The organism is Polaribacter reichenbachii (assembly GCF_001975665.1).
GTDB lineage: Bacteria > Bacteroidota > Bacteroidia > Flavobacteriales > Flavobacteriaceae > Polaribacter > Polaribacter reichenbachii.
In genome coordinates this window covers 3,416,119-3,431,726 of the sequence record NZ_CP019419.1, presented here as the reverse complement: position 1 = coordinate 3,431,726, position 15,608 = coordinate 3,416,119, and the positions used below count along the sequence as shown (strand labels likewise).

At 33.4% G+C, this 15,608-nt stretch carries 10 protein-coding genes and 1 pseudogene; 7 read left to right on the top strand and 4 right to left on the bottom strand.

The genetic code is table 11. The annotated features are described in order from the left end of the window. The first annotated feature begins 144 nt into the window (after positions 1–144). The 6 genes and pseudogenes from BW723_RS14625 to BW723_RS14595 all read left to right on the top strand — a co-directional run bounded on the left by BW723_RS14625 (position 145) and on the right by BW723_RS14595 (position 7,467). Complete coding sequence (locus BW723_RS14625) at positions 145–891, top strand: 5'-nucleotidase C-terminal domain-containing protein (protein ID WP_068358900.1); 747 nt, start codon at positions 145–147, stop codon at positions 889–891. After that, positions 891–1,805, top strand: coding sequence for a bifunctional metallophosphatase/5'-nucleotidase (locus BW723_RS14620; RefSeq protein ID WP_068358897.1), 915 nt, complete (start codon positions 891–893; stop codon positions 1,803–1,805). Before BW723_RS14625 ends, BW723_RS14620 begins: the two co-directional genes overlap by 1 nt. A 1,126-nt stretch (positions 1,806–2,931) precedes the next feature. Beyond that, positions 2,932–4,257, top strand: coding sequence for a TolC family protein (locus BW723_RS14610; RefSeq protein WP_068359198.1), 1,326 nt, complete (start codon positions 2,932–2,934; stop codon positions 4,255–4,257). An 11-nt stretch (positions 4,258–4,268) separates the two neighbouring features. Beyond that, a complete protein-coding gene (locus BW723_RS14605) occupies positions 4,269–5,495 on the top strand; it encodes an efflux RND transporter periplasmic adaptor subunit (RefSeq protein ID WP_068358891.1) in 1,227 nt (408 codons plus the stop codon). A 6-nt stretch (positions 5,496–5,501) separates the two neighbouring features. Next, positions 5,502–6,244, top strand: a pseudogene (locus tag BW723_RS14600) (ABC transporter ATP-binding protein). A gap of 2 nt (positions 6,245–6,246) precedes the next feature. Beyond that, entirely contained in the window at positions 6,247–7,467 is a 1,221-nt protein-coding gene (locus BW723_RS14595) for an ABC transporter permease (protein WP_068358885.1), read from the top strand. 249 nt (positions 7,468–7,716) lie between these two features. On the opposite strand, the gene BW723_RS14590 is transcribed toward BW723_RS14595, so the two are convergent. From BW723_RS14590 to BW723_RS14575, 4 genes are read right to left on the bottom strand one after another with little or no spacing between them, the layout of a single operon-like run. Then, positions 7,717–8,373 (bottom strand): M48 family metallopeptidase, encoded by a 657-nt coding sequence (locus BW723_RS14590; protein ID WP_068358881.1) that lies wholly within the window; start codon positions 8,371–8,373, stop codon positions 7,717–7,719. Continuing rightward, complete coding sequence (locus tag BW723_RS14585) at positions 8,373–11,435, bottom strand: type I restriction endonuclease subunit R (protein ID WP_068358877.1); 3,063 nt, start codon at positions 11,433–11,435, stop codon at positions 8,373–8,375. Before BW723_RS14585 ends, BW723_RS14590 begins: the two co-directional genes overlap by 1 nt. Position 11,436: 1 nt before the next feature. Continuing rightward, positions 11,437–12,723: a restriction endonuclease subunit S gene (locus tag BW723_RS14580; protein WP_068358874.1), complete on the bottom strand. Its 1,287-nt coding sequence runs from the start codon at positions 12,721–12,723 to the stop codon at positions 11,437–11,439. After that, the gene (locus tag BW723_RS14575; RefSeq protein WP_068358871.1) at positions 12,723–14,777 is read right to left on the bottom strand and encodes a type I restriction-modification system subunit M; all 2,055 of its coding nucleotides are present in this window, start codon (positions 14,775–14,777) and stop codon (positions 12,723–12,725) included. Before BW723_RS14575 ends, BW723_RS14580 begins: the two co-directional genes overlap by 1 nt. Positions 14,778–15,265: 488 nt before the next feature. Here BW723_RS14575 and BW723_RS14570 point away from each other — a divergent pair, with 488 nt between their 5' ends. Continuing rightward, entirely contained in the window at positions 15,266–15,520 is a 255-nt protein-coding gene (locus BW723_RS14570) for a helix-turn-helix domain-containing protein (RefSeq protein ID WP_068358868.1), read from the top strand. The last annotated feature ends 88 nt before the right edge of the window (positions 15,521–15,608 follow it).

Here is a 15,608-nt window from a genome sequence, read left to right as displayed (position 1 = left end):
AACAACAAGGTTACTTAAACGTGAAAAGTGCGTTAAGTAAAAGAAAAGTATTTATTATAACTAAAAATATAAATAACATATTAATTAAAAATTAACATGAATTTTAACCTATAAATTATTAGCTTTCGGACAAATAACACCATTATGAAATTTACCCATTTTCTTTGTCTTTTTCTGTTGTTAGCTTCTTGTAAAAAAACAGAACAGAGCGTTACTAAAATCACCGGAAAAAATATTAAAATTGATACTACAATTGTAGCTTCTGAAGATATCAATCAGATAATAAAGCCTTATAAAGAAGAACTCACAGACGATATGCAAGAGCCTTTAACGTTTGCTCCAATCGATTTAACCAAAGAAAATATTGGTAAACAAAGTAACTTAGGAAACTTGTTGGCAGATTTATGTATAGAAATGGCAAACCCTGTTTTTCATAAAAAAACAAAGAAGAATATCGATTTCTCAATGTTTAATTCTGGGGGAATTCGTGCAATAATCCCTAAAGGAGTAGTTACAAGAGAACGTGCTTTTAAAGTAATGCCTTTTGAAAATGAATTGGTTGTGGTTACCCTTTCTGGGGATAAAATGGAGGAATTAATTCAATATTTTATAAAAACTAAGGCTGCTCATCCTTTGTCTCAGAACATCGATTTAACCATTAAGGGCAATGATTATACACTAAAAATAAACGGAAAGCCTTTTGATAAAAGTAAATCGTATTCAGTATTAACTACAGATTATTTACAAAGTGGTGGAGATCGAATGAATTTCTTTAAAAATCCTTTAAAACTAACGGTTTTAGACTATAAAATGAGGGATTGTATTATTGATTATTTTCAGAAAGTAGATACTTTAAAAACAGGAATTGATAACCGTATAAAACTAAAATAATGAAAAGAAGAGATTTTATAAAACGTACAGGAGCAGTTTCTACATTGGCTTTAGCTGGTGGTTTGGTTTTACCTTCTATGATGGCTAAAAAGCAAAAGCATATTACTATTTTACATACCAATGATACGCATAGTCATATAGAACCTTTTAGTGCTACACATAGTAGAAATCCCAATAGAGGAGGAGTAGCCAGAAGAGCGACTTTAATTCAGCAAATAAGACAAGAAAATAGCAATACTTTATTATTAGATGCTGGCGATATTTTTCAAGGTACACCTTATTTTAATTATTTTGGTGGCGAATTAGAATTCAAACTAATGAGTATGTTAAAGTATGATGTGGCTACCATTGGGAATCACGATTTTGACAATTCGATTGAGGGTTTATACAAACAATTGCCTAATGCGAAGTTCGATTTTGTTTCTGCCAATTACGACTTTAAAAATACTGTTTTAGATACGCACGTAAAACCGTATAAAATTATGGTAAAAGAGGGCATTAAAATAGGAATCTTTGGTTTAGGTATCGAATTAGAAGGTTTAGTAAATAAAAAGATGTACAAAGAAACAGGCTATTTAGATCCTGTAACAATTACACAAGATATTACAGCGCAGCTTAAAAATGTAGAGAAGTGCGATTTAATTATCTGTTTATCGCATTTAGGTTATTATTACAAAAGTAATCCGAATAAAATATCTGATTTAAACCTTGCCAAAGCGACTAAAAACATCGATTTAATTATTGGCGGACATACGCATACTTTTTTACCAAAACCAACCATCGTAAAAAATAGTGAAGGCAAAAACATACTTATAAATCAAGTAGGTGCTTATGGTTTAAACCTTGGTAGAATCGATTTCTATTTTGATGAAGACAATGAGAAATCAACCAAGAGTACTACGATTTTAGTATAATTTTAATTTAACATATAATTATTCTTAAAAATTAAGGTTTAGCATTATTATTGATTCTTTTATAGAAAACCGACAAATGAAAAGCACTCTTGTATTCACGTTTTTCTGTATTTTAACAATACAGCTTGCCCATACTCAAGAAAATAAATACCAAAAAGTAGTCTCTAAACATTTTAAGAATCTTTATAAAATTAGTGATGATTTATATAGAGCAGAACAACCCAGTAAAAAGGGTTTTAAAGAATTGGAGGCTTTAGGCATTAGGCAGTAGGCAGTATGCAGTTGGCAGTAGGCAGTCTTCAGTGTGCAGTTAGCAGTTTTCAGTTAGCAGTATGCAGTTTGCAGTTTCATTATAAAATCTATCCTTTAATCCACCAATAGCTAAAAGCAAACAGCTAAAAGCTAACACTAGTAGGCATTAGGCGGTATGCGGTATGCAGTAGGCAGTTCTCACTCTTTTATTTAATATTGAACTTTATGTAGGCATTAGGCTTTAGGCTGTAGGAAGTTGGCAGTATGCATTAGGCGGTATGCGGTAGGCAGTCTTCAGTGTGCAGTTTTCAGTTAGCAGTATGCAGTTTGCATTTTCATTATAAAATCTATCCTTTAATCCACCAATAGCTAAAAGCAAACAGCTAAAAGCTAACACTAGTAGGCAGTTCTCACTCTTTTATTTAATATTGAACTTTATGTAGGCTTTAGGCAGTATGCAGTATGCAGTAGGCAGTATGCGGTATGCGGTAGGCAGTCTTCAGTGTGCAGTTTTCAGTTAGCAGTATGCAGTTTGCATTTTCATTATAAAATCTATCCTTTAATCCACCAATAGCTAAAAGCTAACACTAGTAGGCATTAGGCAGTAGGCGGTATGCGGTAGGCAGTTCTCACTCTTTTATTTAATATTGAATTTTGAACTTTAAACATCCAACCGCTAAAAGCCAAAAGCTAACAGCAAACCGCTAACATCCAACCGCTAAAAGCCAAAAGCTAAAAGCAAACACCCAATACCCAAAAAGCCATCGATAAAAACACCCAACTAGTATAGTCAAACCTTGCAAACTTCTATTACACTTTAATATAAATGTATATAAGTTCACCTTTACAGTGTTATTCAAAAACACAGAAAAAAATGAAAATATATATCCTTATAGCAAGTTTGTTTTTTGCGCAGCTTACAATAGCACAAGAAACTACGACTTCCACAAAAACATGGACATTACAAGAGTGTATCGATTATGCTTTGGCAAATAATATTACTGTAAAAGATGCAGCACTAGATAAAGACAATGCTGCAGTTGCCTATTACAAAACCAAATCGTCTCGTTTACCAAGTTTATTTGGTAGTGCTTCTCAAAACTTTTCTAATGGTAGCACCATAGACCCGATTACAAGCGATTATGTAACCGATCAAATTCACAATACAAACGTGAATATCAACAGTTCTATGACACTGTTTCAAGGGAATCAAATCAACAATCAAATTAAACAAAGCAAATTGCTTTTAGAACAAAGTGTATTTTTAGAAGAAGTAGAAAAAAATAATATTGTTTTAAGCATCTTAGAGGCTTATTTGCAAGCATTGTATGCCAAAGAAAACATAGCTATTGCAGAAAACAATGTAAAAGCTTCAGAAAACGAAGTACTAAGAGCCAAAGCAAGATTAGATGCGGGTACCATTGCTTTAAGCGATTACACAGAAGCGCAAAGTCAGGCAGCAACTAACAAATACAATGTAATTGCGGCTAAAAACACTTATCAACAATACATTATTCAATTAAAACAATTGTTAGAATTGTCTCCTTTGGATGATATGAATGTCGCTGCGATTGATGAAAACAACAACAGCATTAACCTAGAATTAGACAAAATAGCAGTGTATAACAATGCATTAGCTTATTTGCCAGAAATACAAGCCAGTAATGTAAATATTGCAGCTAACGAAAAGGAACTAGAAATTGCAAAAGGGGGCTTTTTACCCACCTTAGCACTAACTGGTAGCATAGGTAGTGGGTATACCAGCATCAGCGATAATACGTTTTCAGATCAGTTTGATGTTAATTTTAACCAACAAATAGGGTTATCGTTAAGCATCCCAATTTTTAATAAGAATCAAACCAAAGCTGCAGTTAAAACCGCCAACATCAATATTAAAAAGGCAGAGATTCAAAAGCAACTTACAGAAAAAGACATCTATCAAAAGGTAGAAACCGCTTATCAAAATGCACTTTCTGCACAAGAGCAAGTTATGGCATCAGAAGCCTCTAAAGAAGCAGCAGAACAAAGTTATAAACTAGCACAAAAGAAGTATGAATTAGGCGATTTAAGTACAACAGATTTAGTCATCAGTCAAAATACCTATACCAACGCACAACAAAACTATTTGCAAGCCAAATACTTGAACATATTATATCATCAATTATTACAATTTTATCAAGGAAAAGAAATTAAACTTTAAAGAATATCATCATGAAAAAAAATAAGAAAATCATCATCATTAGCATTGTACTGGTTGCAATTGCAGTGGTAGCCTATAGTTTTATGAACCAAGAAGAGGCTGCAGTTATAGAAGCAAAAACCATTACTGCTCAAACTGGTAATGTAACTACAATGGTTACTGCAACAGGAACTATAGAACCCATTACTCAGGTAGAAGTAGGTACACAAGTATCGGGTGTTGTAGAGCATATTTATGTAGATTATAACAGTACTGTTAAAGAAGGACAGCTGATTGCAGAATTAGACAAAACCAATTTAAAAGCAGCCAAAATACAAGCACAGGCGGCTTATGATAATGCCGTGAATCAGCGAAATTATATGAAGACGATCTATGATAGACAACAAAGTTTATACGACAATCAAGTTATTAGTAGAGCCGATTTTGATGAAGCGCAATACAATTACGATACGGCTAAAGGTACAGTTACACAACGTTTATCAGATTTACAATCGGCAAAAACCAATTTAGAATATGCCAATATTTATTCGCCAATTAACGGAGTAGTTTTATCGAGAGCCATAGACGAGGGGCAAACGGTTGCTGCGAGTTTAAGTACACCTACTTTATTTACCATTGCACAAGATTTAAAAGAAATGCAAGTAGAGGCAGATGTAGATGAGGCCGATATTGGTCAGGTAAAAGAAGGGCAACGTGTTGAGTTTACGGTTGATGCTTATATTGGCGAAACTTTTCAAGGTACAGTTACTCAGGTGCGTTTAGATCCTACTGTTACTTCGAATGTGGTTACCTATACTGTGGTGATTAAAGCCGATAATCCTGATTTAAAACTAAAGCCAGGCTTAACAGCAACCATTTCTGTATATACCTTAGAGCTTAACAATGTATTAACAGTAGAGGCTAAAGCGATTAATTTTAGCCCAGAGCCACTAGTTTTAATGGCTTATCATCAGCAGTTAAAAGGCAATACTACTGCGCCACAAGGACCATCGAATAAAAACGAACAACCACAAGGCGCAGTAGTTTGGGTAAAAGAAGCAAATGGAACCCTTAAACCAACTCCGGTTACTGTTGGGGCAAGTGATGGGGTAAATGTGCAAATTATAGACGGAATTCATGCTGGTGATGTGCTGGTATATAGCTTAAAGGCAACCAACAATGCTGCACTTGGCATACAAGGGGGCAGTAACGAGAGTCCTTTTATGCCAAAACCACCAGGATCTAACAAGAAAAAGTAAAACATCATGACAAAAGAAATCATAAAAATAGAAGCCTTAAAGCGTGAGTTTACAATGGGTAGCGAAACCGTTCACGCTTTAAGAGGTATTGACTTTACCATAAATCAGGGTGAGTTTGTAACCATCATGGGGTCTAGTGGTTCTGGTAAAAGTACTTTGCTAAATATCTTAGGCTGTTTAGATCAGCCAACGGCTGGTAGTTATAAAATTGATAGTGTTTTGGTAAAGAATTTAAGTAGAAATCAATTGGCTACTATCAGAAACGAAAAGATTGGTTTTATTTTTCAATCCTATAATCTACTCGCAAGAACTTCTGCTATAGAAAACGTTGAGTTGCCATTATTATACAACTCTAAAGTATCTACAGAAGAACGCAGAGAAAGAGCCATAAATGCCTTGAAAATGGTAGGCTTAGGAGATAGAATGGATCATACACCTGCACAACTTTCTGGGGGCAGCAACAACGTGTAGCCATTGCCAGATCTTTGGTAAACAACCCTGTAATGATATTGGCAGATGAGGCCACTGGTAATTTAGATACCAGAACCTCTTACGAGATTATGGCGTTGTTTCAAGAACTGAACAAGAAAGGCATAACCATCACTTTTGTAACGCATGAGCCAGATATTGCCACTTTTAGCAATAGAACTATTGTATTAAAAGATGGTAATATTATACAAGATTATAAAAACAACAAGGTACTTTCTGCAGCCCAAGAGCTGGCAAAATTACCACAACAAGACCATTAATTATGAGAGTATTCAATTTATTAAAAATTGCGTTTAAAGCCATTGTACTGAATAAAACCAGAACTTTGTTAACCATGTTGGGTATTATTATTGGGGTGGCTTCTGTAATTGCCATGCTTGCCATTGGCGAGGGGTCTAAAGAAAGCATTAGAACTACCATATCTAGTATGGGATCTAATATGATTACCATAAGACCGGGTGCAGATACTAGAGGTCCTGCCAGAGGTAGTGGGGGTAATGTACAAACCTTGGTGCTAGAAGATTATCAGAAAATAAAAGAGCAAGCTACTTTATTAAGTTATAGTACGCCTGTAGTAAACAGTGGGGGGCAAGTGATTAACGGCGCTAACAACTGGCCAAGCACCATTTATGGGGTAAATCCAGAGTATTTAAACATTAAGGTTGTCGATTTGCAAAGCGGGTCTATGTTTACAGATGCCGAAGTAAAATCCGCAGCTAAAGTGGCCTTAATTGGGCAAACTGTAGTAGATAATGTGTTTCCTAACGGACAAGAGCCTGTAGGGCAAATGATCCGTTTTAACAACATTCCTTTTAAAGTAATTGGAGTACTAGAAGAAAAAGGAGAAAATACCTTTGGGCAAGATCAAGATGATGTAGTAATTGCGCCTTATACCACCGTACAAAAACGTATTTTGGCCATCGATTATTTAAATCAAATTATGGCATCTGCGGTTAGTGAAGATGATGCGCCTGAGGCGGTTACTCAGGTTACCGAAATTTTACGGAATCAGCACAAACTGCAAGATTTTGAAGATGATGATTTTACAGTGCGTTCTATGGAAGAGCTGATATCAACCTTTAGTTCTACCAGCGAAATGTTAACCATTTTATTAGTAGCAGTTGCAAGTATTTCTTTGTTAATTGGCGGAATCGGAATTATGAATATCATGTATGTTTCTGTAAAAGAGCGTACCAAAGAAATCGGTTTGCGTATGGCTGTTGGGGGTAAGGGTTCAGACATTTTAATGCAGTTTTTAATCGAAGCCATTTTAATTAGCATTACTGGCGGACTCTTAGGGGTGCTTCTAGGGCTTGGAGCAACGGTTTTTATAGAGAAATTCTTAAACTGGCCTACAAGTGTTGCTTTATATTCTATAATAATTTCTTTTGCAGTTTGTGCGGTTACAGGTATTTTCTTCGGATGGTATCCTGCACGTAAAGCCGCTGCTTTAGACCCAATTACAGCATTACGTTACGAGTAACACAAATATGTATTAGAGACGCAATGCTTTGCGTCTCTAATACTATAACAGCAATACATTGCGCATTAATACCATAATATGAATATGGATGTTATATAATATTTATTTTTATATTTTTTTAATGCAATAGGGTTGGTATTGTTTTATGGGATTAATTACTTTGTTTAATTTATAAAAGAATTTTAATCAGTTTCTTTAATTATTTATGAAATAGTTTATATTAGTTATTTTGTTTATTGAAAATAGATATTATAAACTATTTCCATATTTTTCTAGCCATTTTATTGATTCTTTGTAATTCGGATAATATGATTTCATTAAAGTCCAGAATTTATGTGTGTGATTCATAACAACCGTGTGCATCAATTCGTGAATTATAATATAGTCAATTACATATTCAGGTGCTTTTATCAATTTCCAGTTCAGTGAGATGTTCTTCTCTCTCGAACAGTTACCCCATTTTGTTCTGGATTCTCGAATGAATATTCTATTGTGTTTAAAATTCAAGTTTTTTGCAAGTTGTTTTGTCCGTTTTGTTAAATGGTTTTTAGCAACTTTTCGATACCATTTTTTTTGAACTTTTGGGTCAAGTAAATCTCTTTTTGAATTTATTGTTTTGTGTTCGTGGTCAACTGTAACTTTTTGCAAATAGGTTGTGTCGTAAAAATAGTCGTATCTATTTCCGAAAAGCAATAATTGATTTCTCTTTAATTCAATGGATGACATTCCGTTAAAATACTTAAGGTTTTTATCAATCCATCTGTTTTTTTTCTTCAACATAGAATTGATGTCTTCCTCTGAAAAGTCTGGTGGTGCAATTATGCGTACTTTTCCATCTTCACTTACTCGAAGTCGAGCGTGTTTTACTTCCTTGCGGATTAATATGTAGTTATCTGGCAACTCCATTAACTTAACTTATAATTCTGTAAAACAGCTTTCATAATTTGCTCCATCAATTCATCATTTCCATCAATCTTTAATTCCTCAAACTTTGGATTTACAGACAAGAGCAAAATTTCATATTTCAATCGGTCAAATTCTCTCGGAACCTCTTGCCAACCGTTATAAATTTTAGCTTTTATTTTTTCTGCTGCTTCAAATGAAAACTCTCTAACTAATTCTTCATTAAATGATTCTCCTGAATTATTCTTTATGATTGTAAAAAACTCAAAACTTCCTTTGTCTGGAAAGCCCATTCTTTCTGGAAGTGAAGCAATATCATCTAATTCTGAATAAAGGCCTCCGAGTTGATTTAAGATTTCCTCAATTGCTAAACTTTCTTCTTGTTTTTGTTTAATCAAATCATCCAAACGATTTTGGAACTCAACATAAACAGCACTATTTACTTCATTCTTACGAATTACGGTTTCAATATCTCTGATTATTTTTTCTGCTTTATCAGAAGGGTCAAGCTTGATTTCTTTCAGTTTGTTTAGGTAATCCGAATCAATCGAAATTTCAGGTAAATGACCTTTGAAATTTAGCAGTTTAGAAGTTTCTTGAATTAATTTACGTGTTTTGGCTGCATAGATTTCTGCATCAAAATCTAATCGTTTAAATTCTTCTAAATAGATTTCATAAATCTCATTCAGCCACAAGTATTTTATTTTTGATTCACGCAATGCTGGATGTGGTGAAATTGATTCCCAAAGTTGAATGACTTCTCTAAAGTCGTTTTCAAATTTTCCGTGGTCAATTTCAGATAGCTTTCTTACTATTGCCATTGTACATTCATAACTATCTTCCAGTTTAATGTTATTAAAAGGCTTAAAAGCTTCGTCTAAAACTTTAGGGAATGTTTTTACTAAACTTTCTACATCTTCAAATTCGCCTATATCTTCTGGGTCATAGTTTAATGCTTCTTTATAGTTTTGGAACACTCCAACATAATCAACAATTCGCCCAAACTCTTTAGATAACTTCGTTACTTTATCATCATAAGGCCTATTGGTTCTTGCTACTGCTTGTAAAAGGTTATGGTCTCGTAAAGGACTATCCAAATACATTGTTTGTTCAATTGGTGCATCAAATCCAGTTAAAAGCATATTACAGACAATGAAGATTTTTAGGTTGTTACCCATTTTTTGTTCTTCTTCTGTAATTCTTTTCTTGAACTGTTTTATAAGCTTTTTACGTTCTTTATCTTCTTTGTAATGGTCTTTGTAGAGTTCGTATTTTTCGCCTTCTTCGTAATGTCCAGTTGAGAATATTATTGCGACTTCTGAACGGTCGAAATAGTTCATCAGTTCATTGTAATACAAAACACAAGCTTCTTTATCACAAGCGACTATTTGAGCTTTATAGCCTTGTGGTTCGAGCATTTCTTTAAAATCCGTTGCAATATCTTTTGCAAGTGTTTCAACACGGTCAGGATGCTTTAAAAAGACTTTCCAAGCTGAAACTCTTCTTTCAACTGCTTTCTTTTCATCTTCTGTAAGTTCTGCTGTTATTTCTTCGTAACCTTCTTTTAATTTCTCCTTGTCTAAAAACCATTCCGTAGGTCCAAAAGTGTAGCGAATTGGTTTTGTAGCTCCATCATCAATTGCATCTTGAATGCTATATTTATCTAAATAATATTCGTGTTTTCCTTTCTCTTGGTCAACTATTCCAAATTCTTGGTGTGTTTTTGGTATTGGTGTTCCTGTAAATGCAAATCGTTTGGCGTTTGGTAAAACTGCTTGTAATTCCATTTGATAATTACCGTATTGTGTTCTATGTGCTTCGTCAATTAAAACAATTACATTGTCTCGCAAATCTTGTCGGTCGCCTAATTCATCAAATTTTTGAACGGTTGTAATAAAAACCCCTGAAGGTGAAGTTTTGATAATATGTTTTAAATCTCCAATATTATTTACTGGTCTCGCATTAGGAAATTCGCAATCGTCAAAAGTTCCACCAATTTGTTCTCGCAAATCTTTACGGTCAACTACAATATAAATAGTTGGGTCTTTTAGTTCCTTGCTCTGACGAAGTTTATATGCTGTGTAAAGCATTGTTAAACTCTTTCCAGAACCTTGTGTATGCCAAATTACACCTTGGTCTAAATCGCCTTTTATAACTCTATCTGCAATTTTATTGGCTGCTCGTAATTGTTGATAACGAGCTACTTTCTTTACAATTTTTCCTTCTTCTCGTTCAAAAACTAAAAAGTGCTTTAAAATATCCAACACTCTTGCTGGTTGCAATAAGCCAATGATACCGAGTTTCATTCGCTCCAATACTTCGCCATTTGGTAAACGGTCAACATCAAAATTCCAAAACCCATCTTTTTTATCTTGATAGGTTGGACAAAGGTCATTAGTTGGTTCTAAAATTGGATTGGGTTGACTTACGTCTAACAAGGTGTTTTTCCATTCATTGAAATAAGATGATGAAGCTCCAGGAACTCCATATTTTGTAATCCTACCATTGCAAGCTACACCAAAACAATGACACATATATAATTTATCGGCTCTTTGGTCGTAAGTTGAAAATTGGCGAACACCTTCCATCCAATTTGTGCCTTTTCTTGCTCTTTGTTTTGCTTCTATTGGTACTAAAGGAACACCATTAACTAACAAGACAATATCAGTTTTTACCATTTTGTAACCTTGTACCCAAAACTGATTGGTTACAATAAAATCGTTTTCCCAAATGTTTTCAAAGTCGATAAAAAGTACATCAATGTCTTTGTCTTTTACCGAAAGCGTAACACCTGAAACCAATTTGTCTAAAAATGCTTCATTTCCAAGAATAGGAATTGGGTTGTTTAAGTTTTGCATCAGCATTTCAACTGCGTGTTGTGCAACTTCTTCGCTTATATTATTTATTAAAGCTGTTTTTTCTACCAATATTTGTTCAATAATGGGTTTAGAAAAAGGACGCTCGTAGGTTTTTAAATCCTCATTACTTTTGAATGACCAACCCATTTTACTTAACCATTCAGTTACTGGTTTTTCTACACCTTTTAGTTCTGATAAATGTCCCATATTATTGTGCTGTTGTAGTCGTATTGGTTACTTCAATTTCATCTTCAAACTGTGCAATAAATTCTTCTGGTAAACGAACTTTACCAGTTAGTAAATTTTGCATTAATGATTTTTTTAAGCGTTGAAGTTTGTTGATTTTATCTTGTTTTTGACTGATTTCATTAGAAACTTCATCTAATTTCTTTTTTATAGCTTGCTGTTCAGGTTCAGAAGGAATTGGAAGTAAGATTTTATACAAACTTGATTTTGACACTCCATAAACTTTTGCACCTGTCGCCATTCTTTTGATTGAAGTAGAAACTTGGTATAAATTCATAATATATCCTTTAATTCCTAATATTAAATCATCCGATTTTGGTCTTAAGTGTAATGTATGAAGACCTGCAATTACTTTTTTAGAATTGGAATTGATTATTTCAATAGATTTTCCTACTCCATCCCAATCTTCGGAAGCATCTGAAACTACTAAATCTCCATCCTTTAGTTTTTCATATTTCTTTTCAAGTTCATTTGGTATAAACGGAACGGATTCTGACGAGAGGTCAAGTAACCTATCAAACTTTGTATGAATATCACCATAATGTATATATCCTATTTCTCCTTTATCAATGAGTTTTGACCTTGAATAAGAAGAAGTAGGAAAGAAATCAAAAAGCTGTTTAATACTTTTAATTTTCCAACCAAGAGGTACTTTTCCAAATTTTTCATCTTCATAAAACTCATCTTCTTTACGTGAAATTCCATCTGGTTTTAGCTTGCCAGTTAGTAAGTTTTGAACTAAAGCTTTTTTTAGTTTTTCGGCTGCTTTAATACTGTTTTTTGTAGCATCCATAACTTCATCTATATTGGAAATTATTGTAGCTATTGCAGTTTGTTCAGGAACAGACCTAGGAATAAAAGCTTTCTTTTTTAGAATTTTAGGTGCAGTTAATTGTGGGACGCCTGTACTTTCAATCGCAAATCTTATTCTACTATTTATTAAGTAGGTAACAAAACGACAATCGACTTTTTCTTTAGGTGATAAAACCAGTAACCTAACGATGGCGTCAAACTCTGTATTTCTATATTCAGCGTGTCCTATAAATCCACGTCCTGTAATTGTTATACTATTTGCGGGATGTCTTGGTTTTGAAGTAAAACCATATAAACCTTTGTTATCTAACGAATTTGAATAAATAGGATACCTATAAAAATCATCAGTTTTTTTGGAAAAAAATGCCTTTCTTAAATCACCACCTACATTTACATCAAATAAACCTCCTAACCGAATCTCAATCCAATCTTCCATTAATTTAACACGTTTAAAAGTTCATTAATAGACTTGTCTAATTCGGTTTCTTTACCAATGATATTTTTAAATTCGGTAATCGCTATTTTTAAGTCAATTTCTTCTTCGGGCTCAAAAGTATCTACATAACGAGGTATGTTAAGATTGAACTCGTTCTCTTCCAGTTCTTCCATATCTGCAATATTAAAATAGCGTTTACGTTGCTCTGGGTCTTGTAACATTGTAATCAACTCTTGCTCTACATCATCAATTGCTTGTCTTTCTTTTTCCGCTTGTTTATGTGCTGCGTTAATTTTGTTTTCTTTTTCGATGGTTAATTTGTCTAAAGCTGTTTGAGCAGTTACGACAGCTTTTTCTTGTCCTTTCGTTGGTTTTTTGTTGGCAGCTTCTCTGTCTGTAATTACTTTTTTTGCTTTTGCTAGTTTTTCCTTTTTAATTTCTATGTCTTCTGCGTAATACTCTTTAATTTCTAATAGTTTGAAATCAAGGTCTTCTTGTATCAAAGTTTTTAATCTTGTTTTTTGAGAATCAATCCAAGTTTTGGCAATTTCTAAATCTCCCCAACTTTCTAAAATGGTAGAAATTCTTAAAATATCGTGAGGCAAAAGCACATTCATATTGGCTTCTTCTCTATACCAACCTTCTTTGGCAGCATAAACCATCAGCACTTTGTCTTTGCGTGCTGCTGGCTTGTTCTTATTTATAAATAAAATAGCACCTGGAATGGTTGTGCCATAAAACAAATTGCTAGGTAATACTACAATAGCATCAATAATGTTATGCATTTCTGTAAACTCGCCATTGTGGTCAATTTTCCCTTGTAAAAATCCTCTACGGATTAAATATTCGTCATCTGCTTTTCGGTTTTGTCCGTCCTCTTCTTCGGTTTTTTCAGGTTGCCCTCTAAACAAAACACCTTGCGGGCAAACAACTCCTGCTTTTCCATTGTCTTTAATAGATGCAACAATGTGTTGTAAAAAAGCAAAATCTCCATTAGAATAAGGTGGTTGACCATACACTAATCTTCCATAAGGGTCTGTAAAACCATCTTTAGGATATTCTAATTGAGGTGAGCCGTCTTTTTTATTCTTGGTTTTTCCTTTACTGTCTTTTTTTGGTTTCCCTGTTTTTGTCCAGTTTTCTTGTGAAAAAGGGAAATTAGCCATTGCTAAATCAAATTGTTTGATTTCAAGCTCGTTGTCTTCTTCCACAAATTTTGGGTCGAGAATGGTATCGCCTTTTTCTATTCGAGCATCCAATCCGTGAAGAATCATATTAATATTGGCAATCGCCCAAGTGTTCCAAACATCTTCTTGCCCGAATAAGCGAACAGCTTTTGAGTTATTGTAGTTAGTTTTACAATATTTAGCAGCATTAATAAGGAATCCACCAGAACCACAAGTTGGGTCGTAAACCGTTGTGTTTTTCTGTGGTTTTAGATAACGAACAATGACATCAACAACTTCTTGAGGTGTATAGAATTGTCCAGCGGTTGTTCCGCCTTTATTTTCGTCTGCAAATCGCTTTATTAAATATTCATAAGCATCACCTAAAACATCAACAGAAGCATTTTTGTTGCTTAAATCCACAGCATCTAAATAACTAACCAAAGAAGTCAAAACCTGTGGACTTAACTTTTTACTACCAGAACCGTCAGGTGCTGGTTCGTTCCAGCGAACTGTGTTAATGACACCTTTTAAAACTGCTTTTCCTTGTCGGTCAACATTAGCATCTGCAATTTCGTTTACTGCTTTGTTCAGTTTTTCGTTTTTCTTGTCAGGTGAAGCATCACGAACATCTTTCCAAAAACAACCTTCGGGAATTTTAAAATCGTGTTTTTGAGCTACGATTATTCTTTTTTCCGCTTCGGTTGGTTGTCTACCTTCACGTTTTACAAATTCCTTGATTTCGTTCTCGGTTTCCCATTCGTAATTGTCTGAAAGACGTTTAAAAAAGAGTAGTGAAAGTATGTAGGCTTTGTAATCTTCTACTTTGTCACGTAGAATGTCTGCCATTCCAAAAAGTGTGCTTCCTAATGCTTGTTTTGTAATCATTTATTTAATTCTGTTCTTTCAATTAATAATTCTTTGACTTTTAAAATTTTGGTAATTATACTTAAATATTAAAATTTGATTTTTAGTATTTTACTTATAAAAAAATAAAAAATTTTAGTTTTAATTGTATGGTATCAAGTCAATATTTTTTCTCTTTTAATTTCTTTTTTTAATCAGTAAGCAATCTACTAATAGTTTAGAAAGGTACTAAAATTCATAAGTAAATAGCAAAATTTTACACTGTATTTTAAACAAATAAGTTGGTGATAGGCTTCTATTTTTTATGTTTTATAAAGTATTACACAACACTTGGTAATTACTAACATTTTATATAAATACATACAAAAACCACCTAAATAACACCCAATCAATACACTAGGTAAAAACCCCTGTTTTTACGTAGAAATTATCATTTCTATAAAAAATTGTTATATTGTGTGTCAATTGTCTAATATTCAAGGATATATATTAACTAAAAACAAAAACCTATGTCAAAGAATAAAGATGGGGATAATAAACCCAATTACGGTTACACGATAGAAGATATAAATGATGAAATCTGGCTTACTTTCGAAGATGTTTTAATGTATTTTAAGATTAGTGAAAGTACTCTTAAGCGATGGATAAAAAAGGATATGATACCAAGTTGTAAACTAGGTAAAATGCGTTTGTATCCTAAAAAGTTAATTAATAGAGTATTAATTAAAACTACTTTTAATACCTTTAATAAGTTTAAGAAATAACAGTTAAATTTAATCACTTTTTGTGGGGGCTTTAAAAACACGAAATTAAAAAAGCGTGTTAGTGCATCATAATTGCCAAATGAATTCC

Bases quoted from the DNA above. Each gene is read 5' to 3' on its own strand.
- BW723_RS14625 (WP_068358900.1), top strand. From the start codon at position 145: ATGAAATTTACCCATTTTCTTTGTCTTTTTCTGTTGTTAGCTTCTTGT.
- BW723_RS14620 (WP_068358897.1), top strand. From the start codon at position 891: ATGAAAAGAAGAGATTTTATAAAACGTACAGGAGCAGTTTCTACATTG.
- BW723_RS14610 (WP_068359198.1), top strand. From the start codon at position 2,932: ATGAAAATATATATCCTTATAGCAAGTTTGTTTTTTGCGCAGCTTACA.
- BW723_RS14605 (WP_068358891.1), top strand. From the start codon at position 4,269: ATGAAAAAAAATAAGAAAATCATCATCATTAGCATTGTACTGGTTGCA.
- BW723_RS14595 (WP_068358885.1), top strand. From the start codon at position 6,247: ATGAGAGTATTCAATTTATTAAAAATTGCGTTTAAAGCCATTGTACTG.
- BW723_RS14590 (WP_068358881.1), bottom strand. From the start codon at position 8,373: ATGGAGTTGCCAGATAACTACATATTAATCCGCAAGGAAGTAAAACAC.
- BW723_RS14585 (WP_068358877.1), bottom strand. From the start codon at position 11,435: ATGGGACATTTATCAGAACTAAAAGGTGTAGAAAAACCAGTAACTGAA.
- BW723_RS14580 (WP_068358874.1), bottom strand. From the start codon at position 12,723: ATGGAAGATTGGATTGAGATTCGGTTAGGAGGTTTATTTGATGTAAAT.
- BW723_RS14575 (WP_068358871.1), bottom strand. From the start codon at position 14,777: ATGATTACAAAACAAGCATTAGGAAGCACACTTTTTGGAATGGCAGAC.
- BW723_RS14570 (WP_068358868.1), top strand. From the start codon at position 15,266: ATGTCAAAGAATAAAGATGGGGATAATAAACCCAATTACGGTTACACG.